Here is a 25069-nt window from a genome sequence, read left to right as displayed (position 1 = left end):
CTTTCTCTTCACAGAATTTAAATTATAGAGCGCAATCTGTTTTTGCGCTACATAAATATTACTCTATATTCAGAGAAAGGTCAATAGGTTTTTGAAAAATTATAATCTACTAAAAGAGACAGCAAATATTAAACTATTCTATATATGTTCTTTAATTGATGTGTATGTTCTGATTTTTCGCCCATTTTACGGGCTTTTCTAGGTATCTACTTCGCGTCCGGAATTTGTCTTCCGGTCACGTCCATATGGTATTTTTCTTTATAAATCAGTTGCGATATCGGCACTACCTGATAACCTTTTTCTTTCAATCCGTCCAGCAATGCATCCAGAGCATCTGCCGTATATTTCGCCCCATTGTGGCACAAGATAATCGAACCATTTCCAAGTGCCTTATGATTCAGCACCGTATTTAAAATACTATCAACCCCGTAGTCTTTCCAATCCAGACTATCCACGTCCCACTGAATCGGATAATATCCATTTTCCCTGGCATTTAAAACAACGGCGTCATCATAATCTCCATATGGCGGGCGAAACAACTGCATCTTGACTCCTGTCAACTCCTTCACTTTTTCATGAACACTCATTAACTCTTGCGTCTTCTCCTCATCGGAAAGCTGAGACATATTCTTATGATTCTGACTGTGATTTCCAAGGTCATGGCCTGCCTCATAGATTGCTTTCACATCGTCAGGATAACTTTCGACCCACCCGCCAGTCATGAAAAATGTGACATGTACATTATGTTCCTTTAAAATGTCCAGGATTCTCTGGGTATCATCATTCCCCCATGCCGCATCAAATGAGAGCGCAACCTTCTTTTCGTTGGTCTGGACACAGTAAATCGGAAGTTCTTTCCCATTGACATTGCTTGAAACCTTGACGATTCCTGATATGTACCTGTATGAACCTATCATTGCTATTGCAGCCACACATGTAAAAATCCCACAAGTCAACCATTTCTTATTCAATTTCTTTTGAATACTCTCGCGATTTGCCCTTATTCTCTCAAGTTTTATAAACTTTCTCATAAAAAACTCCGGAACATCTGCCTTTATAGCAGTATATGTTCCGGAGTAAATCATATATTCTTCTATAAGAATCTTTATTTTTTGATAAATTACATCCTTTTTAATCTTCTATTTAACTTGAAGCTGAATTTCTTTTCCTACTTCCTTTTTTACCCCTCTATCCGTTCTTACAATGATGGTTTCATGGGTTTCTGTTTCAACACAATATTGTCGGTAAAATCCTAAAAACTCTTCCTGCTTTACAATTCCTTTTACAGTACCATTATCCACAAATTCGAGTTCTTCTGGTCTACAACATATATGGTTTCCTCGCATATCGGTAAACTGATTCGATATTCCCAAGAAATCTCTTGCGAAATCATTTTGTGGATGCAAATACACTTCTTCCGGTCTTCCAATTTGGACAAGTTTACCCTGATCCATAATAGCAATCTTGTCACCAAGTACCATTGCTTCTTCTTGGTCATGGGTTACAAAAACCATTGTAATCTCATACTTTTTTTGAATTTCCCGAATTTCTTCACGCATCTTGACTCGAAGTTTCGCATCCAAATTACTAAGTGGCTCGTCTAAAAGGAGTACCTTCGGCTTTGTAATTAACGATCTGACTAATGCAACTCTTTGCTGTTGTCCACCAGATATTTCGCCAATTGAAAATCCTGCATATTCTTCCATATCCACGATTTTCAAATACTCCATCCCCATTTCTCTGGCTTTCTTTTTTTTAATTCCCTGAAATTTTAATCCATATATTACATTTTCCAAAACCGTCATATGCGGAAATAATGCATATGACTGGAAAACAGTTGATACTGGGCGCTTTTCTGGATCTAGTTCAGTAATATCATGTCCATCAATCAAAATCTGCCCCTTATCCGCCTTTAAGAAACCACTAATCATTTTAAGCGTTGTCGTCTTTCCACAACCTGATGCTCCTAACAAACATAACAGCTCTCCCTTAGGAAGCGAAAGTGATAAATCTTTTACTACTTCTTTTTCACCAAAACTTTTACTTACATTTTTCAGTTCTAAATACACGTTTTCTTCTTCCTTTCCAAGCAACAAGTATTGAAAATATCACATTTACAGTAATTGTAATAGCAATAATAAATGTTGCAATCATTGATGCTTCGCCATATCGCCCTGTATTAATACAGTCAAATAATGTAAATACAGCAATCTTTTGTCCTGGTGTCACCAGAAAGATTACAGCACCTGCCGTAACCATTGCACTTGTAAAATTATTAATAAATCCTGTTGCAAAAGCTTGTTTCATATTAGGAAGAATTACATCTTTCATCACCAAAAATTTGTTTGCCCCAAGATCTCTTGCTGCAGCATCAAGTTCTATGCTGATTTGTTGCAGTGAAGAAAACGAAGCCTTTGTTGTAATGGACATCTGCTTATAAATCATATTTAACACAACAATAGCTGCTGTTCCGGTAAACTTTAACGGACTATGATTGAATGCAAGAATATAACCAATTCCAAAGCAACTTCCCGGAAGCATATATGGTAATGTAATAATAAAATCTAGCACTCCTCCTAATTTTATTTTTCTTCTTTCAATATAGTAAGAAAGCAACATTCCAATCACACTTCCTACTATTGCAACAATCAACGCATATTCCACACTTCGTACAAAAGTGTCCATATCTCGTTCAAGCAATGCTTTTAAATACATGGTTGTAAATGTAATTTTGCCTCGCAAATTTCTACTGAAACTATTCAAGAAAATAGATCCATATTCCAGCGCCATCATAACAAAAAAGAAACCTGCTCCCAGCCATACAACAATTGCCGACATACCTCGTAGTCTGAAAGTATTTCCAGCCTCAATCGTCTTATTGCTATTTCCATCAATAACTTTTTCATTTTTCTTCATCAAATAACGGTATAATACAAATACAATAATTGTAGGAACAAGAAGCAATACATTAAGCGCAGCACTTTTGTCCAATCTAGAATAGCCAATGACCTGCATATATATTTCTGTTGAAACTGTTTCAAAGCGGCCTCCAATTACTACTGGAGTTCCAAAATCAGCAATTGAGCGGATAAAGGAAAGCAAATAACAACTTAAAAGTATTGGGCGCAACAACGGTACTACTATTCTCCATAAAGTGTAGCCAGATGATGCTCCTAAATCAAAAGATGCCCTGACCAATGACATGTCCATTTTTTTCAGCATTCCAAGAATCATAAGTGCATTTAATGAAGCAAAAAATAGAGTCTGCATAACAACAACCCCAAGCCAGCCATATGGATTCAATGACAAGCCTAAAATTCCTTTTGTAATCAATCCATTTCTTCCAAATAATTGAATGTATGCCAGCGATGCAATAAATGGCGGAGAGACCATACTAATCAATAAAATTGTCTCCAGGACTTTCCCCATTTTCTTTCCAGCTACCCACACACAAATTGCTACAAGAAGTCCTGCAATCGTAGAAAAAAATGCTGATAAATTTCCGACAAATACACTATTTTTTACTAACACCAGATTATCACTGAAAATACTTTTATAAACTTCCGTTGAAAATCCTTCTGTTCCTGCGAAGCTCTGCTTCACCATACAAAGAAGCGGATAAAGAATAAATATCAATACTCCGGCTACCAGTATTGCCAATATAAAATAATCTAATATATTATAAAAATGGGCATCATATAATGATGCCCGTTTTTTTATAGGTTTTCTATTGTTCACCTTTATCTCCCATCAAAGTACTCCACTTGTCAAGAATTTCTGTTCTTTCTGATCCAAATAATGACAGATCCTCTTTCATAAGCTGGCTCTCGTCAAAATTCAGTTCCAGTCCCTTCAAGCTTGGTTTTACAAGAAGGCATGTATTATTCTTGTCAATACCAGCCATCATTTTCATGTTCTCATCATCAGAGAAGAACCACTCGATAAATGCTTTTGCTGCCTCTGTGTTCTCTGCATTTGCAAATGCTGCAACACCTTCTGGGACATATGGCATTCCATCTTCAGGATAGATAACATCAACATCTGCCTGTTCTTTTAACTCATCAAGTGTACCATTGATATATGTGATACCAATACCAACTTCTCCTGCTGCCGTCTTAGTACTTGGATCTGAACCACGTTTTGAATAATAATCTACATTCTTATTAAGTGCTTCAAAATATTTCCAACCTTCGTCCTGTCCTTTTGTCTGAAGAAGCGCATTTACTACTGCATAGTTTGTTCCTGAGATAGCCGGATTAGACATCAGTACCTCTCCCTGATACTCTTCCTTTGTGAGATCATCCCATGTCTTCGGAGCTTCCAGTCCTTTTTCTTTTAAAATATCATTGTTTACAATAAATCCTACTACAGTAACACCTTTAGAGAACCAGTAATTATCACTATCCTTAAAGTCTGGTGAAAGTTCATCTGCCGCATCAAAATCTACTTTTTCAAGAAGATTATTATCTTTTGCGTCCATAAATGCGTCAATTCCGCCACCAAACCAAAGGTCTGCTGCTGGCGTTCCACCTTCTGCTTTCAATTTTGATAATACCTCTCCGGAAGACATAGAAATAAATTCTACTTTAGGTCCAACTTCTTCAGTAAACTTATCAAATAATGGCTGATAAGCATCTCCAGTTGTAACAACTTTCAAAGTACCATCAAGCTTTTTGGTACTTTTTTCTTCTGTCTTAGTTTCTTTTTTTGTAGACTCTTCTTTTTTGTCTGAACTGCTGCAGGCAACCATACCAAATGTCATGGCTACTACAAGAAGAAGAGCTGCAAATTTCTTCATTCTTTTCATAATACTTTTTCCTCTTTCTTTTTTGTTGTATTTTTGAATATCTTAGCACTCATAATCAGCTTTTTCAAATTGTTTTTCTCTATAATTGTCATATACATATAGATATTTTTTATATATAATTACTATTTTCAACCTACGAAAAAACTCCGGAACATCTGCCTTTATAAGAGTATATGTTCCGGAGTAAATCATATATTCTACACTTATCTCTGAATATTTGATAAATTAATTGTGAGCTTGCCTTGATATATTCCTGCAGGTATATCTTCTGAAAATGTGTACTCCTGCATGGTGTCTTCTTCAAAATTATATACAGTAATTCTATTTTTCAATGAATCTACAATCCAATATTCCCTAACCCCTGCGGTACGGTACTTAAACAACTTTATCATGTAATCCATTCTCTGACTGCTTGGCGATACAATTTCAATCACCCAGTCCGGTGCCCCATTGCACCCTTTATCGTCCAACTTATCCGGATTGCAAATCACAGATATATCCGGCTCTACATAATTCTTGTCATCTTCATTCAGAAAAACAGCAAACGGCGCTAAATATACACCGCAAGAGCCCTTATTACTATCAATATAATTATATATTGCTGTACTTAATGCTATTAATATTCTTTGATGAGCTGCTGACGGCGGTGCCATGTCGTATATTTTTCCCTCAATCAGTTCTGCACGTTCTCCGGCTGGTAATGCATATATATCTTTTATTGTGTAAATGTCCTCTTTCAATAACGGCATATTGTATTGCTCCTTTCCTGTAAATCCTTATGTCACATTATAACATGTTATGTTTTAATTATCTATACTTTTAGTATAAACAAATATTAAATTATTATTACACATGCAATTAAAAATGCCCCTGGCAATCAATTCACCAAGAGGCATTTATCTGTCATATATTTTTCAATATCATTATTTATTTCTCAGCATTTTTGTATACTTCCATAGCTGCTGCCACACCTTCGCCTGTAGCAATCTTAACATTATTCTGAAGCATAACTGCTTCAAGAGCACCAAGAAGGATCAGGATATTTCTCTTCTGACTTGAATATCCCATGTTACCAATTCTTAAAATCTTGCCGTCCAGTGGTCCGAATGATGTTGCAATTTCGATTCCGAACTCGTTGAGAAGTGTTCCACGGATTACCTTTCCGTCTACTCCTTCCGGAATATTGATTGCTGTTACAACTGGCATCTTGTGCTCGATATCTCCGAAAATGCTAAGACCCATTGCATTCAGACCAGCACACAGAGCCTTGTCATTGAGGCTGTGTCTTGCCCATCTTACTTCCAGAGTCTCGTCCACGATACAGCGGAGTGCTTCATGTACTGCATACTGCATACTTGTAGCCTCTGTATGATGGTTCAGACGTCTTGGGCTCCAGTAATCCTCAAGCTGTGCAAGATCCAGATAGTTACTTGGGATTCCTGCAAGTGAACCGTTTACATCATCTGCTGTACGGATTCCTTTCTCTACTTTCTTTCTCTTCTTAACAATCTCTTCAATCTGCTCATTGTATGTAATCAGTGCAGAACCTGAAGGTGCTGAAATACATTTCTGTGTACCGGAGATACATGCGGATAACTTCCAGTCGTCAACGTGTACTTCTGCTCCACCAAGTGTTGCAACTGCATCTACAATCAGAAGTGCACCATATTTCTCACAGATTTCACCAATCTCTTTCAATGGCTGCATCATAGATGTAGAAGTCTCACCGTGGATAAATGCAACGGCTTTGTAGCTGTCTTTCTTTAATGCCTCTTCAATCTCTTCCGGCTCAAATACAGTTCCCCATTCTCTCTCAAGAAGTGTGATATCTGCTCCACATCTCTCCAGAATCTCTGCAAGCAGATATCCAAAACGTCCGAATGCAGGAATCAAGACTTTATCTCCCGGACAGATTGCTCCTGTCAGAACTGTCTCAAGACCTCCTCTTGATGTGGTATCTACAAGATATGTCATTTTATTTTGTGTCTGGAACACATAGCGCTCCATCTCCATTGTCTCATTCATAAGTGCTGTAAATTCCGGATCGAACTGTCCGAGAATGTGTGCGCCCATTGCGCGAAGTACGCGAGGATCTGCTTCAACTGGTCCCGGTGTCATAAGTGTGCGTGGTGATGGATTAATCTCTTTAAATTTCATGTCTGTCATCCTCTCTTTTCATGTGTTGTTTCTGTTATTTTTTCCTGTTTTTTTCTTAGAAATCCATTGGAAAGATGCTTTTAAACATTCTTCTGAAAGCATCTGATATTGGAAATTTTATTCCTGATATCGAAAAAAGAGGTGCAAAAAACCAATAAGCTTGTTCCCCCCATTGGATTTTTCAACCTCTTTTTAATGACATTATTATACCCACAAATTCCCTATATTTCAAGAGAAAATGCGATTTTGAGAGTTAAAACCCAAAACCGCATTTTAAAATTTAAAGTTACTTTATATCCAATTCCACCGGGCAATGATCTGATCCCATAATATCTGTCAATATCTTCGCGTCTTCCAGTCTGTCTTTCAGACTCTCGGATACACAGAAATAGTCAATTCTCCAACCTGCATTCTTGGCTCTTGCACTAAATCTGTAAGACCACCAGGAGTAGATACCTGTCTGCTCCGGATAAAAATACCGGAATGTATCTACAAATCCGGCATTCAGAAGCTCTGTGAATTTCTGACGCTCTTCATCGGTAAATCCGGCATTTTTCCGATTCGTCTTTGGATTCTTCAGATCAATCTCTGTATGCGCTACATTCAGATCACCGCAGAAAATAACCGGTTTTGTCTCTTCCAGCTTTTTCAAGTATGTAAGAAAATCTTCCTCCCATTTCATACGATAATCCAGTCTTGCAAGCTCGCTCTGGGAGTTTGGTGTATACACAGTAATAAAGTAAAAATCTTCAAACTCCAATGTGATCACACGCCCTTCCTGGTCGTGCTCCTCGATTCCAAGTCCGTAGCTTACGCTGATTGGTTCCTGCTTGGTAAATATTGCTGTCCCCGAATAACCTTTTTTCTTCGCATAATTCCAGTACTGATGATATCCCGGTGTGTCCAGTTCAAGCTGTCCTTCCTGCATCTTCGTCTCCTGAATGCAGAAAATGTCTGCGTCCGTCTCCTGAAAAAAATCCATAAATCCTTTTCCGGCACATGCACGAATACCATTTACATTCCATGATATAAATTTCATTTTAGTCTCCTGTGTTCTTGTCTTCTATTTTTGTCTTCCATTTTCAAAATTGACAGTAACGGCATTAGTAATACACTTTTCTTAAAAACAGACCCCTTGCCGGTGCCAGAAATCCTGCCAGGCTTCTGTCTTCTGCTGCAATGACGACCGGAATCATAGAGGCTTCACGCTCTCCTGTTCCGACCTCCAGAAGTGTGCCTGTCATAATCCGGACCATATGATACATAAACCCGGTTCCATAATAAGTAATACGGAGCTTTTCTCCATTACTTACAATTTTAATGTTGGTAACCCTGCGGACTGGATCCTTATTCTCACTGTCATCCGTAAAGCTTGTAAAATTCTTCGGTCCAATCATATAATCTGCTGCCTCGCGCATTGCTTCGATATCCAGCTTATGTGGATAATGATAGCAATATCTTCTGGAAAATACATCTGGTTTTTCTCGGCAGTCAATATAATATTCGTACTTCTTGCCTTTTGCACTTTTTCTCGCATGGAACCCATTTTTCATCAGTTCCACTTTCATGATCCGGATATCTTCCGGTAAATATCTATTAATGGAATCCTTCAATTCCTTTACATCGTAAAGCTTGGAGAGCTGTACGCTTGCAACCTGTCCACGTGCGTGAACCCCTGCGTCAGTTCTCCCGGAGCCATCTACACGGACTCTGTATCCGACCAGTTTTCCAATGCTCCACTCTAATATATGCTGAATTGTATTATCTGTCGTCGCCTGTCTCTGCCACCCCTGATAGCGGGTGCCATCATAAGAAATTGTTAATTTGTATGTTCTCATTTTTCTTCCTTATCTAATATCTTCTTTAGCTCGTCCATAAAAGTATTCACATCTTTAAATTCACGGTATACAGATGCAAATCTTACATATGCTACTTCATCCAGGTCTTTCAGTTCGTCCATGACAAGTTCGCCGACCACACTGCTCGGAATTTCCTTTTCTTCCAGACTGAATACCTTTGTCTCTATATTGTTCACCGCCTGCTGGATCTTCTCTGTCGGCACCGGACGCTTATAGCATGCCCGGATAATTCCGTTTTCAATCTTCTGACGGCTGTACTGTTCTCTGTTGTTATCTTTTTTTATAATTATAAGAGGGATTGTCTCTATCTTTTCATAAGTTGTAAAACGCTTCCCACATATATCGCAGGCACGTCTTCTTCGAATGGAGCTTCCGTCCTCTGCAGGTCTGGAATCAATTACTTTTGTGTCAGGATTTCCACAATATGGACATTTCATATTCTTTCGCGCTCCTTTTCCTAATCTTTCCTTATTAGTATATCTTGTGGCGTACGAGAAGTCAAACCACTATTACTCCCATTTCCCGGACTTTTTCTTAAATTTTTCTTATTTTTTCTCATGCATTTCTACCAGTATGACATCTGGTCCGATTTTGCAAATGCATTTGTAAGGAATGATATATTCGGAGCCGTCACAGAAGAAGTTACAGAACTTTGATGTCTTTGGAATAATGATTGCTTCGATCTGTCCACATTTTTCGTCAAAGACAAAATCTACAATGTAGCCTAATTTTTTACCGTCACAGGCGTTGATGACTTCTTTTCCTTGAAAATCGTTCAGGCGCATATTCATCATCCACATATATTTTTAATATAATATATGCAGTAAGAATGTCGAGGTCCTTCATGGATTTATCAGATTTTTTCTTCAAGAATCACTTAAAATCTTGCCAATTTTAACCCACTCATGTATGATTAAAGGTAGAATACTTTTAGCAGGAGGCTATACTATGAAGAAACGAGTTGTTGTCGCTTTAGGACACCGGGCACTTGGAACAACATTGCCGGAACAGTTAGAGGCAGTGAAAAAATCAGCGAAAGTAATTGCCGATCTCATCCAGAACGGATATCAAGTAGCTATTACACACAGTAATGCACCTCAGGTCGGAATGATACATACCGCATTGAATGAGTTTGCAAAGCAGCATGAAGATTATACAGCAGCACCTATGTGTATCTGTTCAGCTATGAGTCAGGGATATATCGGTTATGATCTCCAGAACAGCATTCGCGAAGAGCTTTTAGACCGCGGGATTTTCCGCACAGTCAGTACCATTCTTACCAGTGTTGTTGTGGATCCTTATGATGAGGCATTCTATACACCAACCAAAGTTCTCGGCCGTTATCTGAATGCAGAAGAAGCTAATCTGGAGCGGAAAAAGGGAAATTATATCGTGGAAGAGCCGGGAAAGGGATTCCGTCGAATCGTATCTGCACCGAATCCAGTCAGCATTGTCGAGATTGATGCAATCAAAGCCCTGTTAGATGCAGATCAGGTTGTTATCGCATGTGGCGGTGGGGGAATTCCGGTACTTGAGCAGGACAATCATCTCAAAGGAGCCAGCGCTGTGATTGAAAAAGATCTGACTGCCGGTAAGATGGCAGAAGAGACAGATGCTGATATGTTGATCATTCTGACAAGTGTTGAAAAAGTTAAGATCCATATGGGACGTGCCGATGAAAAAGACCTTGGCGAAATTACAGTCGATCAGGCTAAAAAATATATGGAAGAAGGACATTTTGGAGTTTACAACATGCTCCCGAAATTCAATGCTTCCGTAAACTTTGTAGAAGGCAGAGAAGGCAGAAGTGCACTCATCACTTCTTACGATAAATTAAACGAGGCGCTGGAAGGAAAGACCGGAACATTGATTCGTTAGATTCCATCTTGAATTTAAAAATGTTTTTAAAAGAAAAGTATGGTTGATAACAAAATCTCTCTCAATTGTTATCAACCATACTTTTTTGTCTATTCCTTTAATCCATATCCTGGGATTCCATCATTTCGAGACGTTCCACTGCCTCTGCAATGTTCATCTGTTCAATGGCCTTTTTTTCTTCAATCCTCATAAGTTCCAGACGCTTTACACGCTTGTCCAGTTCATTTTCTGTCAGATAATGATACACACTTTTGGGAACAAACTGTTTCCACTCCTGATCTGTGGCGATAAGCTCTCGTACTTTTGATCCAGTAATTCCTTTCTCTTCTTCCGTTTTTCTCCAAAGAATATTCACATCCAGGTCAAGGCTTCGTAAAATCTTGTACTTTTCCTCATCCCAGGCATCAAACATTCCTACATAGTATACTGCTTCTTTTGGTGTATACTGTGCGATATACTCCGGCATGCTGATCGGGAATGGAATAAAATCATACTCTTTCGCAGGCACATTAAATTCTTCCATTGCACCGCGGATCATTTCACACCGCTCAAAATAGGTCAATGGATTCCCTGCTTTCGTTCCTCTGTTCTCATCATGCACCGTATCCCGCGTGTGAGCTCCATCCGGATTCGTGATTCCGATATATAATTTGTCGCAACGCATCTTTGCTGCAAGAATATACTCCATATGTTTCAGGTGAAGCACCTGAAATCTTCCATTTACAATTCCCGTTCTTGTCATTTGTATACCCGTTTCCTTTTTATTTTCCAATTAAATGTAATACTTCTTCTTTACTGATCAGTCCAAGCTGCTTTCCTGTCACTTCTCCGTTTTCAAATACAACAAGCATCGGAATGGACACAACCTTATACTGTCTTGCAAGATCCATGCACTGGTCTACGTCCACTTTGCAAATCTTTACGTCATCTACTTCTGCTGCCACTTCTTCAATAACCGGTCCAAGCATCTGACATGGTCCGCACCAGCCGGCCCAGAAATCAACCAGTACCTTTCCTTCTGCTTTCAATACTTCTTGTTCAAATGTATCTCCTGTTACATGTACAACTGCCATATATGCTTACCTTCCTTTCATCTATTCATTATCTGCACAGATTCATTTTTTATAACTGCATCTTTGTGCAGCCTGTCTGTACTATATTTTCTCTGACTTCATCTTAACGGCCGACACTTACTCTGTCAAGGTATTCCCCGACCATCCGAAATTCATCTTCGTAAATACAGTTCGGCATCGTGCCGTCATGAACTTTCTGCCTGCACTCCTCGTAATCCATCCAGCGAACCGCTTCCACTTCTTCTTTCTGTAATTTGAGGTTTTCAATCTCCACCGGTTCTGTGTATACATAGACTGAACTAAGTTCTCTGTCCCGAAACATTTTCCCATAAAATTCTGCCTCAAATGCTCCGTAATGTACACCTATATAATGAAGTTCTTCCGGTTTTGCCTCAATATCAAGTTCTTCTTTCAGCTCGCGAATGGCTGACTCAAGGATCTCATCTCCGGCGTCCACATGTCCTGCGGAGGATATATCATAGCTGCCTGGATTGGAATCTTTTGTCTGACTGCGCTTCTGTAAAAGAACGTCATAACCACTCTTCTCATTCGGACGCACAATCCACATATGCACTGTCGCATGCAGACTTCCTTCACGGTGCGCAACCACTCGCTCTCTCACAATTCCGGTTTTACTGCCGTCTGGATTTAAAATATCAAAAAGCTCCATTGGCTTTCCATTCAACACTGCTGACACCAGTGTATCATGGCCATCATAGACAAGCTTCAGTGAGAAGAATGGCTCTTCATCTGCAAGAAGCCGTAAAAATATCCGGTCGCCTTCCCAGATATTTAGTTTCAACACGTCCTCTTTTTTCACCCATTCCAGTTCACCTTCATCGCATGCTATGGGTTTTCCTTCGAATTCATCAGCAGTAAACAGATGCATATACTCTGTCACACCATTTCCGGATACAAATGTCACAATCCCACGGAACCGATAAGAAGTCAATGTATATCCTGTCTCCTCTTTCACTTCACGAAGCACACACTCTTCTGGACTTTCATCTGCTTCAAAATGTCCGCCCACACCGATCCATTTATCCTTATTCACATCATTTTTCTTCACTGTACGGTGAAGCATTAGATATTGCCCATCTTTTTCTATATAACATAAAGTACTAAGTGATGTCATTATTGGTTTCCTCTTTTCTTATAAATAATGGCTGATAAATAATGTAATTCACTGGATTTCCATTACACTGAAAAATGTGCTATACTAGCACTAATCGCCAGATTACTTTTTATTATAGACATTATATGGGAGAAATGCAATGAATCGAAATATCGATTATATCATAGATGAAGACAGTGCCGGCCTTAGAGTTGAGCAATTCTTACGCCGAAAGCGCTACTCCGGGCAGAATCTGTCGGAGATCAAAAGAATGCCGAAAAGTATCCTTGTAAATGGGGTACATTATTATATGCGTCAGGAACTTTCCAAGGGAGACCACCTGCAGGTGCGGATCTGTGAGACACAAAATTCTGAGAAAATCCCACCGACGAAACTTCCACTCGATATCATTTATGAAGATGAGGATCTTCTTGTGCTGAACAAGCCTGCCGGCATGCCGATTCACCCGTCTTTAAATAACTATACAAATTCCATGGCAAATGCTCTGGCTTATTATTTTCAGTCTCAGGGAAAGCCTTTCATTTTCCGGTGCTGCAACCGTCTGGACCGGGATACTTCGGGACTTACCATTGTTTCCAAGCATCTGGTCAGTGGCAGTATTCTCTCGGACATGACAAAATACCGGGAAGTCCACCGGGAATATCTCGCGATTGCACGAGGTTCTGTCACACCTTCCGAAGGAACCATCCAGGCTCCGCTCGGGCGCAAGGAAGGAACCATCATTGAACGGACCGTAGACTGGGAACATGGAGAAGATGCAGTCACCCATTATAAAGTGGTAAAAGAAGCAAATGGGCACAGCCTTGTCTCTCTTCGTCTTGAGACCGGCCGCACCCACCAGATCCGTATTCATATGAAATATCTCGGTTATCCACTGATTGGTGACTACCTGTACAACCCAGACATGGAGTACATGACACGTCAAGCTCTGCACTCCCACCACATGGAATTCACCCACCCGATTACCGGAGAACATATGAGTTTCACTGCACCGCTGCCAGAAGATATGGCGCGGGTTATGCAGGAATAATTCAAGAATTTTACCAGAAATATTTCTTCAATTCATTTTGACGATTTTCACAATTTGTGATCATTACATTTTCAATGCTCTTTTCTTTTAACAAGGAGCGGATCTTCTCGGCCCGCTCCTTGCGGATTTCATCGTCACATTTATTCAGAACGACACAATATTTCCGGTCTTCCACGCCTTTTCGTGCACCTTTCACTGATGAAAGGATTTTTGCAATATCCTCTTCTGCTATCAGATGTTTATAACTCGTATTTAAAAACTGAACTGCAAGGTCTTTTCGAAAGCAGACTTCTTCTAATGGCTTTCCTAATGCGTCCATTCCCACAACCGCAATGACATCTGTACACTCCGGAATAATGACTGGTTCTTTCTCAATTGGCACCTTACAAGGAAGATGCTTTGCTCCATCCGCTTCAATTAGTACAACCTCCGCTTCCAGCAGAACTTCCTGTAAAAATGAACCATCTGGCATACGCATCTTTTTCACAGATTTCTTATTTTCCATCTGATTTACTGCTGCCTGATCTCCTGCTGCAAGATTCTTATTACTTTCACAATCTGTACCGATGACCGCAATCTGGTCAGATTTCCAGAGACTTCTCACTTCTTCAATATTCCACGCACGGATTTCTTCTGGCGGGGTCTGCAAATGTGTACTTGTCGTCACAATTACTTTTTTCCCTTCTTCTCTGAAAATTTCAGCCAGCGCATACATGGTCGTTGTCTTGCCACCACCGCCGACCAGCGAAATGACTCTTCTTTCTCTCTCAGCCAATTTTTCATCTCCTCGCGTTTTTCTAGTTCACCTTTTACAAGTCTTCTCCCGTTTCAGTCGATGCTGGCTATATCAGATGCGCTTCCACCCACGCCAGTATATCCTCGTAAACCACCTGTCGGTCCAGCTCGTTTAATATCTCATGGCGGTCTTTCTCATAAAGCTTAAGGGACACATCTTTAATTCCACATTCCCGATACGTTTTTGCAACATTTTCCACACTTTTTCCGAAGTTTCCAACAGGATCGTCTGATCCTGCCACCAGATACAACGGCAAATCTTTTGGGATCTTTTCAATATTCTCTTTTTTCTGTGCATACTCAATGCCACAGAACATATGATAATATGCATTGACTGTAAAGCGGAACGTACACCATGGATTCGCCAGATAGGCGTCCACCTCTTTTTCATCACGCGTCAGCCAGTCCTTATCTGTTCTGGCAGGCTCAAACCGTTTATTATATCCACCAAATGCCATGTTATCCACAAATGCACTCCGGTAATCATCACCTTTAAATGCAGCGATGACTTTGCACAGTAATTTTCCAAAAAATAACGCTACTCCCGGCTGCGCTCCGGTTCCCATGACTATGACTCCGGAAAGGCCAGGTCCGTACATTTCCATATACTGACGGATCAGGAAAGACCCCATACTATGCCCAAGCATAAAATACGGCTTATCCGGATATTTTTTCTGCGTCATTTCCCGAAGTTTGTGAATGTCACCGATTACATATTCATTTCCATTCGTTTTATGAAAATATCCATGATATTCTTCATTTTGCACAGATTTTCCATGTCCCAGATGGTCATGTCCGACCACGTAAATTCCATGTTCGTTCAGATATTTTGCAAATGCATCATATCGGTCGATAAATTCGACCATACCATGACATAACTGCATAACCGCATGGATCTCCCCCTCCGGCTCCCATTCGATTGCATGAATCTGTGTCACTCCGTCCCGCGACGGATATTGAAATTCCCGCTTCATAATCTAGTCCTCCACCCACTCGAATGCACGACCGACTGCTTTCTTCCAGCCTTTTAACAAATGTTGTCTCTTTTCGTCTGACATGTCTGCATGGAATGTTCGGGACAGTGCCCAGTTTGCGCGCACGTCCTCTACATCTTCCCAGTAACCCACTGCAATTCCTGCAAGATATGCCGCTCCGAGAGCTGTGGTCTCCACACACTGTGGTCTGAGCACATCAACACCAAGAATGTCGGACTGGAACTGCATCAGAAAATTATTATTTGATGCACCACCATCTACTTTGAGCGTCCGAATCTGTACACCAGATTCTTCTTCCATCACTTTCAAAATGTCATTGGTCTGATACGCCATAGATTCCAGTGCCGCCCGGATAAAATGTTCTTTTTTGCAGCCTCTTGTGATGCCCACGACCGTACCTCTTGCATATGGATCCCAGTACGGCGCTCCGATTCCGGTAAATGCCGGAACAAGGTAAACGCCTGCAGTATCTTCGACCGCAGTTGCATAACGCTCCGTATCTGCTGCTTTGCGGATCATACGCATCTCATCACGCAGCCACTGGATCGCCGCTCCTGCCACAAAAATACTTCCTTCTAATGCATACTGGACGGTTCCGTCTGCGCTGGCTGCAATAGTCGTAAGCAGTCCATTTTCTGAAGTCACAGCCTTTTCTCCTGTATTCATAAGCAGGAAACAGCCGGTTCCATATGTATTCTTCACTTCTCCGGCATCAAAACAGCACTGGCCGAACAATGCTGCCTGCTGGTCACCTGCTGCCCCGGCGATTGGAATACTCTCGCCAAACATACCGACTTCTGTATATCCGAAAATTCCACTGGATGGTTTTACTTTTGGCAGCATGTTCTTTGGAATCTTGAAATAATCCAGAATCTTCTGATCCCAGTCTAATTTATGAATATCGAACATCATCGTTCTGGAGGCATTGGTGTAATCTGTCGCATGTACTTCCCCACGGGTCAGATTCCAGATCAGCCATGTATCAATTGTTCCAAAAGCAAGGTCTCCATTTTCTGCCTGCTTTCTGGCTCCCTCTACATGATCTAAGATCCATGCCACCTTTGACGCTGAAAAATATGCATCAGGTATCAGTCCTGTCGTCTCTTTCACATAGTCCGTCAGACCATCTTCTTTTAATTGATCGATCCGTTCTGCAGTTCTGCGGCACTGCCACACGATTGCATTGTAAATCGGCATACCCGTCTCACGGTTCCACACAACCGTCGTCTCTCTCTGATTCGTAATTCCAATGGACGCAATCTCATCAGCACTTGCACCGATTTTACTGATTGCTTCGGTCGCAACAGATAACTGAGAGGCCCAAATCTCCATCGAATCATGCTCGACCCAGCCCGGTTTTGGATAAATCTGCTCAAACTCTTTTTGCGCTACACTGCAAATATTTCCTTTTTTGTCAAATAAAATACATCTGGAACTGGTTGTCCCCTGATCCAGAGCCATTACATATTTTTTCATACACGTTCTCCCATCTTCTTTGTAGCGATCACCGGTACATTTGTCCCCGCAATATCCTGCACAATTATCTGCCCTGTTTCCACTGGCGCTTCTACGACAACATGTTTTAATTCTCGCACGCATTCTAATACTTTCGCCTTAGGAATATCCGTCTTCGTGCGCACCGGAAGCATGCGCCCGTCACTCATTTTCACCGTACTTGTCACGGTACGCTCCGGACTTACCAGTTCCTTTCTGGCATAAGCATCTCCGCGCTTGCAAGTATTTCCTGTAACACTTATAACCTCTCCACGTTCCAATACTGCACATAATTCACATCCAAGAGGGCAGCCGATACAGATTAGTTTCTTCTCCTCCATAGTCTATCCCTCCTTCACCGTGATGATAAGCTGTTGTAAATCCGGATATTTTAAAAGTTCTTCCCTGCCAAGCAGAATCTCTTCCATCTCCCCAGGTGCTACGACTGGACGTTTCTTTGTCTTAATCCGTTTCTCGCTATTCTCTTCATTACAGTATACATCGACTGCACAGTTTTTTACAACTTTTCCGACACGAAACCGCACTTTCAATTTATCCGGCATCTTGGACAAATGAATGGCAGATGGAACGGTATAGCGGACACAGCCAAGAGAAATGAGTGGAATCACTGGATCATTATTATCATTCATCTTGGAAGCCTTACCTATATCTGAATCACTATACTGACTCTCTTGGTCTATGCCAGGATTACTGCTTTGATTCTCTTGTAAAATGTATCTCGCCGCACATGTTCCTGCTCTGTCCGCTTCCTCTGATACAAAATCCACAAGATCATGAACATGAAGCACATTTCCACAGGCAAATACTCCCGGCACATTTGTCTCCAGACTCTCGTCTACAACCGGTCCGCTGGTCACTGGATTTAATTTCACGCCCAGTTCCCGTGACAATTCATTTTCCGGAATCAATCCACAGGATAACAACAGAGTATCACATGCATATTCTTCTTCCGTTCCCGGAATTGGCTTTCCTTTCTCATCGACCTTGGCAAGTGTAATTCCTGTCACCCGTTCTTTTCCATGAATATCAACGACTGTATGGCTTAACTTCAGTGGAATATCATAGTCATTCAGACACTGCACAATATTTCTCTTTAGTCCACCGGAATAAGGCATCAGTTCCGCAACTACTTTTACATGTGCCCCTTCCAGTGTCATACGTCTTGCCATGATCAGTCCGATATCACCAGAACCTAAAATCACGACTTCACGTCCTGGCAGATAACCTTCCATATTTACAAGTCTTTGTGCCGTTCCGGCACTGTAGATTCCAGCCGGGCGATATCCCGGAATATTAAGCGCTCCTCTTGGACGCTCCCGGCAACCCATGGCAAGTATTACTGCCTTTGCCTGAATCTGAATGATACCTTCCGTACGACTAACCATAGTGATAATTTTATCTGTATATTTCTTCTTGCTATATTTATCTTGATCTGCTTCTGAATATTTTTCTTTGTTATATTCACACTGATCTGCTTGAAGACTACTCTTATACTGGCTCATGCTTTGAATGCTCAGCACCATGCTATCGGTCACATATGGAATCCCGGCGTCTTTTACCTGCTCAATATAACGTCCTGCATATTCCGGTCCAGTCAGCTCTTCTTTAAATGTGTGAAGTCCGAAACCATTGTGAATACACTGGTTTAAAATTCCGCCAAGTTCTTTGTCTCTTTCTACGATTAAAATGTCCTTTATTCCCTGCTTTCTTGCTCCAAGCGCTGCTGCAAGTCCTGCAGGACCGCCTCCGACAATGACTAAATCACAAGTTTTCATTCCTGCACCTCCCTACAGCCTGTCCTTATTTGTTCCTACAATGATTCGGGAATCCGGATTATTTTTACAGATTTCTTCCAACGGAATTCCACACTCTCTGGACAGTATCTCCATAATCCTCGGTGTACAGAAACCTCCCTGGCATCGTCCCATGCCTGCCCGGACTCTTCGCTTTACTCCATCCAGCGTCCGCGCTCCAAGCGGTCTTCGGATTGCATCCAGAATCTCTCCCTCAGTCACGGTTTCACAGCGACAGATGACCTGTCCATACGCTGGATCTTTCTGAATCAGTTCCTTTTGTTCTTCCAGACTTAGTTCTGCAAAATGTACGATTCCTTTACGCGTCTCTATGAAATTTTCTTTTTCCTGTAATCTGCCTGAACTTTTTTGTTTATCAGTTACTTCGAAACTTCTTAAATTCCCCGAATCTCCTGGATTTATTTGCCGATCTGTATCTTCCATCATTTTTTTTACTAAATCACAGACATACACTCCGATTGCCGGGGCACTGGTAAGTCCTGGTGATTCGATTCCAGCCACATCGATAAATCCTGGCACATCAGTTAATTCTTCTATCTGGAAATCTCCACCATCTTCATGTGCACGAAGTCCTGCAAATGATGTGATGACCTGGCGTGTCGGAATGCCTTTTACGGATTTCGCAGAATCATTTAACACCTTATCAAGCCCTGCTCTCGTCGTTGCATTATCTTCTTTATCTGGAACATCATCGGCAGTTGGCCCGATCATCAGATTGCCATGTATGGTCGGAGTTACAAGAACACCTTTCCCCATTTCCCCTGGCACTTGAAAAATAGTATGACTGACCAGAGTTCCCGCATTTTTATCAAGGAGACAATATTCTCCCCTTCGCGGTGTAATGTGAAGTTTCTTCTCACTGACCATGTTGTGGATTTCGTCCGCATAAACTCCGGCAGCATTGATTACATATTTTGAATATAATGTTCCCTGATTTGTAATGACTTCAAATCCACTTACTTGATGGCATCTCTGTATATCCTGCACACACGTTCCAAATTGGAACTTTACACCATTGATTGCTGCATTTTCTGCATAAGCAATATTTATAAGAAATGGACAGACAATTCCTCCGGTTGGTGCATAAAGCGCCGCATACACAGAATCTGCAAGTGCCGGTTCCAGTTCAAGCGCCTCTTCCCTTGTCAGAATTCTTAACCCTTCCACTCCATTTTCTTTGCCTCGCTCTTTCAGTTCTTCTAGTTTTGAAAGTTCTTCCTCGTTCTGACAGACAACTAGTGAACCATTTCTTTTAAACGGAAAATCCAGCTTTTTTGCCATCTCTTCCATCATAAGATTTCCCTGAACATTCAGTTTCGCTTTCAATGTATCTGGCTTTGCATCATGTCCTGCATGAACAATTCCACTGTTCGCCTTACTCGTCCCCTCACAGACATCACTTTCCTTATCCAGCACACAGATTTTCAAATCATAACGTGATAATTCCCGTGCCACAGCACAACCTGAAACACCCGCACCGATAATGATGATGTCATATTTCAAATCCGACATACCACGACCTCCTTGTTTTCTTCATAACAGAAGATATAACTTTATTGTAACGGATTCTGAATTGTGCGACAATACACAATGCGAAAGAAATGTATTATTCAAAATCGAAATAGCACCCCGCTGGTCAGACGGGGTGCCGAGGTTTGGGTATGGTTAGCTTACTAACCAAAATCTTTAAGAGGTTTTCACAAATTGGCTTATTTAATAAATTTTACGTGTTTGCAGATTTCTTCAATTGCTTTGTCTTTTCTCTGATTGAAAATGACTTTGTTCTCTTCGAAGAGATTACGTCCGTCTGTATCAATAGATACGATCAGAGGTCCTAATTCTTTTACGTGGCAGTGCCAGAGTGTCTCAGGCATTCCAAGGTCTCTCCACTGAGCATCCACAATTTCTTCTACTTCTGTAGCTGCTACAACTGCATTTCCTGCTGGAAATACACAGTGAAGTGCTTTAAAGTTCTTACATGCATACTCTGTATTTGGTCCCATTCCACCTTTTCCAATGATAATCTTCACACCAGTTTTTTCAACGAATTCCTTCTCGAATTTTTCCATTCTCATACTGGTTGTTGGTCCAATGGATACCATCTCAAATTTATCATTTTCCAATGGGCGGATAATCGGTCCTGCATGGAAAATTGCTGCATTTCTTACATCAACCGGAAGCTCTCGTCCTTCTTCAACAAGACGTCTGTGAGCTACGTCACGACAAGTTGTCATGCTTCCATTTAAGTAAATAATATCTCCTACATGGATATCTGCCAGATCTTCATCTGTAATTGGCGTTGTTAATATTTTCTTTCCGTCTTTCATCTCGATCATTATAACGTCACCCCCGAATGTGTTGTGATTGTGTAGTTCAGGTCTTTATCAAAGATAATATGTCCACGTCTGTGAGACCAGCATCCTACGTTTACGGCAACTCCGATTGCAGATGGATGTCTTGCTGTATTCTCAATATGTACGCCCATAACAGAATACTTACCGCCCATTCCCTGTGGTCCAAGGCCAATTTCATTAATTCCGTCCTCAAGAAGTTTTTCCATAGATGCTGCTCTTTCGTTCTCGTTATGGCTTCCAAGTGGACGCATCAGTGCTTTCTTAGAAAGGAGTGCTGCGGTCTCAACAGATGTTGCAACTCCCACACCGACTAACAGTGGTGGACATGCGTTGATTCCGTAGGATGTCATAACATCCATAACGAATTTTGTTACACCTTCATATCCTGCCCCTGGCATCAGAACCATAGCTTTTCCTGGAAGTGTACATCCGCCACCTGCCATGTATGCATAGATTTCGCACTGATCACTGTCCGGAACGATGTCCCAGAATACAGTCGGTGTTCCTTTTCCAACATTTTTTCCTGTATTGTACTCGTCAAATGTCTCAACACTGTTATGGCGAAGTGGTGCTTCAAATGTTGCTTTTACAACCGCATCCTTTAACAATGCTTCCAATTCACCGATCAGTGGGAACTTTGTTCCACATTTTACCCAGAACTGTAATACTCCTGTGTCCTGGCAGCTTGGACGATTCAAATCTTTCGCGAGCTTCTGATTCAGTTTCATTGTCTGGTAGATTGTCTTTGACAGTGGACTGTCCTCTTTCTCTGCCAGCTCATCTAATTTTGCAATGATATCGTCCGGCAGTACTTTCCCGATATATGACACGAAGTTCGCCATATAATTCGTAAGTTTTTCTACCTGTTCTGTCTTACTCATGGTAATCCTCCTTATAAATGTGTTATCTTGTACTTTTAAATACATTTTAAAATTTATATATACAACTCTTATAAAGAAGTGTATATGTCTCATTCAGATCATTTCCTATGAAAACTATCTTTTTCCTTACGGGAAAAAAGGAAATGCAATTGGTAAGATAATCATGCTCACGACTGTAGCAATGATAATCAACGGGAATCCAGCTTTTACATAATCCATAAATGTATATCCTCCCGCTCCTACGACCATTGTGTTTGCTGGCATACCAATCGGTGTTGCATATGCGCAGGAACCTCCGATTACACACGCCATCAGAACTGCCCTCGGGTCTGCACCCATGCCCTGTGCAATGGACATACAGATTGGAGCCATCAACGCTGTCGTCGCTGTATTTGACATGAAGTTCGTAAGCAGACAGCAAAGTACAAATACGACAAATGTCAATACATATGGTGACGGATTATCTCCAAGCATTGCGATTACTTTTCCTGCAATCATCTCTCCTGCTCCAGTCTCTCCAAGAGCTGATGCCAGTGAAAGTGTTCCACCAAACAGGAAGATTGTTTTCAGGTCAATGGATTTCAAAGCATCTTTTTCTGAAATAACACCTGTCAGAATTAATACCAGTGCTCCGATGCAGCCTGTCACACAAAGCTTAATTCCAATCTGCTCCTCAAAAATCATTCCAAGAAGAGTCAGAACCAGAACAACTAATGATACAATTTGTTTCCACTTCGGTACATCATCAAAATTCTTGGTCGTATCAAATGCACCATCATCGGTCGGCTCTCTGTCCGGCAGAAGTCTGTGTCCAATCGTTGCGTAGAACAAAATTCCACAGATCAGAATCGGTACACCTACGATTGCATACTCAAAAAATCCGAATGATAATCCGTTTTTCTGAAGTTCGCTCTGTGCAATCAGATTGCCCGGTGCTCCGATCAGGGAAAGGTTTCCACCCATAGCTGCTGCAAATACAAGTGGCATTAGAAGTCTTGATCTGGAATATCCAGATTTTGCTGCAATTCCGATTACTACCGGAATCAGTACCGCTGCTGTACCTGTGTTGGAAAGCACACCGCTCATCACACCTACAATCACCATGATTGCAACGATCAGTGTTCGTTCGGAACTGGCAAATTTGGTTACGATTCCACCGATTTTATTTGCCATTCCGGTTTCAAAGAGTGCACCGCCTACAATGAACATAGCCACAAATAAGATGACGTTACTGTCGATGAATCCGGCAAATGCTGTTTTCACATCTAACACCCTGGTTACAACCAGACCACAACAGACAATCATCGATGTTACTCCTAGCGGAATCTTTTCTAGCACGAACATGATCACCGCAAACAGGAGAAACAAGAGGGTAATTGTTGAAGAACTCATTTGTTTTCCTCCCAGTCTTTTGTTATTATTTTGTATTCCCTTCTTTATGCCCTCATTATATCGGTGATTTTTAAAATTGTACATTTATTAATACATATGAGAGCATAAAAAAAGATTATAGTGAAATACATTTTTGGCATTTTCAACAGAATCATGGTATAATGAATTATCATTTAACGAGGTGCTTCGTAACATTTTCACAAGAAGACCAGCACATTGCACAAAAAGCAGGAGGAACTTTTATGAAAATCACCCAGTTAGAATATTTCTGTGCCACTTGCAGGCATCACAGTATTACTCAGGCAGCAAGAGAACTTTACGTCACTCAGCCAGCCATTTCCAGCGCAATCCGAGAATTAGAAAAGGAATTTTCCATCAATCTTTTCGTCCGCTCGAAAAACCATGTTACACTCACAAAAGAAGGAGAATTATTTTATCAGAAAGCCCAGGACATGCTGCGTTATATTAAAGAAAGCTCTTCGGAACTCCACGATCTTGGCAGACAGACTCCGCCGGTCCGCATTGGAATCCCGCCGCTTTTAAGTACAGTTTATTTTCCGGATATTTACGTAGAATTTTCCAAAATACACCCGGAAATTCACCTGGAATTATTTGAATACGGCTCTATTCGTGCTGCCTCTCTTGTAAATGAAGAAGCTCTGGATGTTTCACTTGTAAATATGGATTTTTATGATATTGATAAAATGAATTCCTATACGATTGATTCAGATTCTTTTGTGTTCTGTGTATCACCGGAACATCCACTGGCAAGAGAAAAAGAACTTACAGTCGAAATGATTAAAAATGAGCCAATTATGATGTACAATACTGATTCAGTACAGACGAATACATTAATGGGACTGTTTGAACGACATGGTATCAAGCCTAATATCATCATGCATGCCAGTCAGCTACATACCATTCGACAGTTCATTGCCCAGAGACTGGGCGGCGCTTTTCTATATAAATCTGTCATACGCAATCTACCGGATATCGTCGGGATTCCAATGAATCCTTCGATAGAACAGCAGATTGGTCTAGTGTGGAAAAAGGGAATTTACATTAATAGTAGTGTGGAAAAGTTTATTACATATATTCAGAATCACTGCTAACTAAGAGAAACACAGTATCAACAGCGATACGACATTATTATCTCAACAGAAATAAACGATAAAACATTATTTTAATCTGCAAAAGCTTTGTTGTTTAAGCGACAAGGCTTTTTTGTATAATAGGAAATGCAACTTTCTATATACAAAAAAGTGACTGGCTTTTACCAATCACTTCTTATTATAAAATATATACCTTCAAAATCGCATATAAGAAACTTTTTAACATCTTACCTATCCACCTTACTTGGTTATGCCCTCGACCTATTAGTAAC

At 40.8% G+C, this 25069-nt stretch carries 25 protein-coding genes and 1 other annotated feature (1 of these 26 cut by a window edge); of the genes, 3 read left to right on the top strand and 22 right to left on the bottom strand.

Annotation, left to right across the window (positions count from 1 at the left end; translation table 11 throughout):
• Positions 1-21: a binding site (T-box leader), on the bottom strand; it reaches 223 nt to the left of the window's first position.
• Positions 22-206: 185 nt separating this feature from the next.
• The 10 genes from LI149_RS06405 to LI149_RS06360 all read right to left on the bottom strand — a co-directional run bounded on the left by LI149_RS06405 (position 207) and on the right by LI149_RS06360 (position 9608).
• Positions 207-1085: a polysaccharide deacetylase family protein gene (locus LI149_RS06405; protein WP_227143099.1), complete on the bottom strand. Its 879-nt coding sequence runs from the start codon at positions 1083-1085 to the stop codon at positions 207-209.
• 54 nt (positions 1086-1139) lie between these two features.
• Entirely contained in the window at positions 1140-2069 is a 930-nt protein-coding gene (locus LI149_RS06400; protein WP_005341001.1) for an ABC transporter ATP-binding protein, read from the bottom strand.
• Positions 2041-3738, bottom strand: a complete 1698-nt coding sequence (locus LI149_RS06395) for an iron ABC transporter permease (protein ID WP_117606701.1) — start codon at positions 3736-3738, stop codon at positions 2041-2043. The genes LI149_RS06400 and LI149_RS06395 overlap by 29 nt, the downstream gene beginning before the upstream one ends.
• Complete coding sequence (locus LI149_RS06390) at positions 3728-4807, bottom strand: ABC transporter substrate-binding protein (protein WP_005341003.1); 1080 nt, start codon at positions 4805-4807, stop codon at positions 3728-3730. Before LI149_RS06390 ends, LI149_RS06395 begins: the two co-directional genes overlap by 11 nt.
• Before the next feature lie 203 nt (positions 4808-5010).
• Positions 5011-5556: a Uma2 family endonuclease gene (locus LI149_RS06385; RefSeq protein ID WP_005341004.1), complete on the bottom strand. Its 546-nt coding sequence runs from the start codon at positions 5554-5556 to the stop codon at positions 5011-5013.
• 178 nt (positions 5557-5734) lie between these two features.
• Positions 5735-6964, bottom strand: a complete 1230-nt coding sequence (locus LI149_RS06380) for an alanine--glyoxylate aminotransferase family protein (RefSeq protein ID WP_040015238.1) — start codon at positions 6962-6964, stop codon at positions 5735-5737.
• A 286-nt stretch (positions 6965-7250) separates the two neighbouring features.
• Positions 7251-8003: an exodeoxyribonuclease III gene (locus LI149_RS06375; RefSeq protein ID WP_005330547.1), complete on the bottom strand. Its 753-nt coding sequence runs from the start codon at positions 8001-8003 to the stop codon at positions 7251-7253.
• A gap of 64 nt (positions 8004-8067) precedes the next feature.
• Complete coding sequence (gene truA, locus LI149_RS06370; RefSeq protein ID WP_005330545.1) at positions 8068-8802, bottom strand: tRNA pseudouridine(38-40) synthase TruA; 735 nt, start codon at positions 8800-8802, stop codon at positions 8068-8070.
• The gene (gene nrdR, locus LI149_RS06365) at positions 8799-9260 is read right to left on the bottom strand and encodes a transcriptional regulator NrdR (RefSeq protein WP_005330544.1); all 462 of its coding nucleotides are present in this window, start codon (positions 9258-9260) and stop codon (positions 8799-8801) included. The genes truA and nrdR overlap by 4 nt, the downstream gene beginning before the upstream one ends.
• A 108-nt stretch (positions 9261-9368) precedes the next feature.
• Positions 9369-9608: a YlmC/YmxH family sporulation protein gene (locus LI149_RS06360; RefSeq protein WP_022278453.1), complete on the bottom strand. Its 240-nt coding sequence runs from the start codon at positions 9606-9608 to the stop codon at positions 9369-9371.
• A gap of 163 nt (positions 9609-9771) precedes the next feature.
• Here LI149_RS06360 and arcC point away from each other — a divergent pair, with 163 nt between their 5' ends.
• Positions 9772-10701: a carbamate kinase gene (gene arcC, locus LI149_RS06355; protein WP_173786530.1), complete on the top strand. Its 930-nt coding sequence runs from the start codon at positions 9772-9774 to the stop codon at positions 10699-10701.
• A 97-nt stretch (positions 10702-10798) separates the two neighbouring features.
• Here arcC and LI149_RS06350 read toward each other — a convergent pair whose 3' ends face one another.
• From LI149_RS06350 to LI149_RS06340, 3 genes are all read right to left on the bottom strand, one after another.
• Positions 10799-11473, bottom strand: a complete 675-nt coding sequence (locus tag LI149_RS06350) for a nicotinate-nucleotide adenylyltransferase (RefSeq protein ID WP_227143098.1) — start codon at positions 11471-11473, stop codon at positions 10799-10801.
• Positions 11463-11774, bottom strand: coding sequence for a thioredoxin (trxA, locus tag LI149_RS06345; RefSeq protein ID WP_005330538.1), 312 nt, complete (start codon positions 11772-11774; stop codon positions 11463-11465). Before trxA ends, LI149_RS06350 begins: the two co-directional genes overlap by 11 nt.
• A gap of 103 nt (positions 11775-11877) precedes the next feature.
• A complete protein-coding gene (locus tag LI149_RS06340; RefSeq protein WP_168933429.1) occupies positions 11878-12909 on the bottom strand; it encodes an NUDIX domain-containing protein in 1032 nt (343 codons plus the stop codon).
• Between the two features lie 139 nt (positions 12910-13048).
• Between LI149_RS06340 and LI149_RS06335 the strand changes: the two genes are divergently transcribed.
• Entirely contained in the window at positions 13049-13939 is an 891-nt protein-coding gene (locus tag LI149_RS06335) for an RluA family pseudouridine synthase (RefSeq protein WP_168933428.1), read from the top strand.
• Between the two features lie 10 nt (positions 13940-13949).
• Here LI149_RS06335 and yqeC read toward each other — a convergent pair whose 3' ends face one another.
• From yqeC to LI149_RS06290, 9 genes are all read right to left on the bottom strand, one after another.
• Entirely contained in the window at positions 13950-14714 is a 765-nt protein-coding gene (yqeC, locus tag LI149_RS06330) for a selenium cofactor biosynthesis protein YqeC (protein WP_227143097.1), read from the bottom strand.
• Positions 14715-14781: 67 nt separating this feature from the next.
• Positions 14782-15708, bottom strand: coding sequence for an alpha/beta fold hydrolase (locus tag LI149_RS06325; RefSeq protein ID WP_005330534.1), 927 nt, complete (start codon positions 15706-15708; stop codon positions 14782-14784).
• A gap of 3 nt (positions 15709-15711) precedes the next feature.
• Positions 15712-17205, bottom strand: coding sequence for a glycerol kinase GlpK (glpK, locus tag LI149_RS06320; protein WP_227143096.1), 1494 nt, complete (start codon positions 17203-17205; stop codon positions 15712-15714).
• Entirely contained in the window at positions 17202-17564 is a 363-nt protein-coding gene (locus LI149_RS06315; protein ID WP_005330531.1) for a DUF1667 domain-containing protein, read from the bottom strand. Before LI149_RS06315 ends, glpK begins: the two co-directional genes overlap by 4 nt.
• 3 nt (positions 17565-17567) lie before the next feature.
• Positions 17568-19019 (bottom strand): NAD(P)/FAD-dependent oxidoreductase, encoded by a 1452-nt coding sequence (locus LI149_RS06310; RefSeq protein ID WP_227143095.1) that lies wholly within the window; start codon positions 19017-19019, stop codon positions 17568-17570.
• A gap of 12 nt (positions 19020-19031) precedes the next feature.
• Positions 19032-20570, bottom strand: coding sequence for an NAD(P)/FAD-dependent oxidoreductase (locus LI149_RS06305; RefSeq protein ID WP_227143094.1), 1539 nt, complete (start codon positions 20568-20570; stop codon positions 19032-19034).
• Positions 20571-20767: 197 nt separating this feature from the next.
• Positions 20768-21394 (bottom strand): L(+)-tartrate dehydratase subunit beta, encoded by a 627-nt coding sequence (gene ttdB / locus LI149_RS06300; RefSeq protein ID WP_005330521.1) that lies wholly within the window; start codon positions 21392-21394, stop codon positions 20768-20770.
• A complete protein-coding gene (gene ttdA / locus LI149_RS06295) occupies positions 21394-22293 on the bottom strand; it encodes a L(+)-tartrate dehydratase subunit alpha (RefSeq protein WP_040015236.1) in 900 nt (299 codons plus the stop codon). The genes ttdB and ttdA overlap by 1 nt, the downstream gene beginning before the upstream one ends.
• 126 nt (positions 22294-22419) lie before the next feature.
• Positions 22420-23685, bottom strand: coding sequence for an SLC13 family permease (locus LI149_RS06290; protein WP_040015235.1), 1266 nt, complete (start codon positions 23683-23685; stop codon positions 22420-22422).
• Positions 23686-23927: 242 nt separating this feature from the next.
• Here LI149_RS06290 and LI149_RS06285 point away from each other — a divergent pair, with 242 nt between their 5' ends.
• Entirely contained in the window at positions 23928-24797 is an 870-nt protein-coding gene (locus LI149_RS06285) for a LysR family transcriptional regulator (RefSeq protein WP_117606713.1), read from the top strand.
• Positions 24798-25069 lie beyond the last annotated feature (272 nt).

Origin of the sequence: Dorea sp. 210702-DFI.3.17, from assembly GCF_020560825.1 — a bacterium.
In the GTDB taxonomy this organism is placed as follows: domain Bacteria; phylum Bacillota; class Clostridia; order Lachnospirales; family Lachnospiraceae; genus Dorea; species Dorea formicigenerans.
The sequence above is the reverse complement of the archived record's forward strand: the minus strand, read 5'-3'. Positions and strand labels throughout refer to the sequence as shown.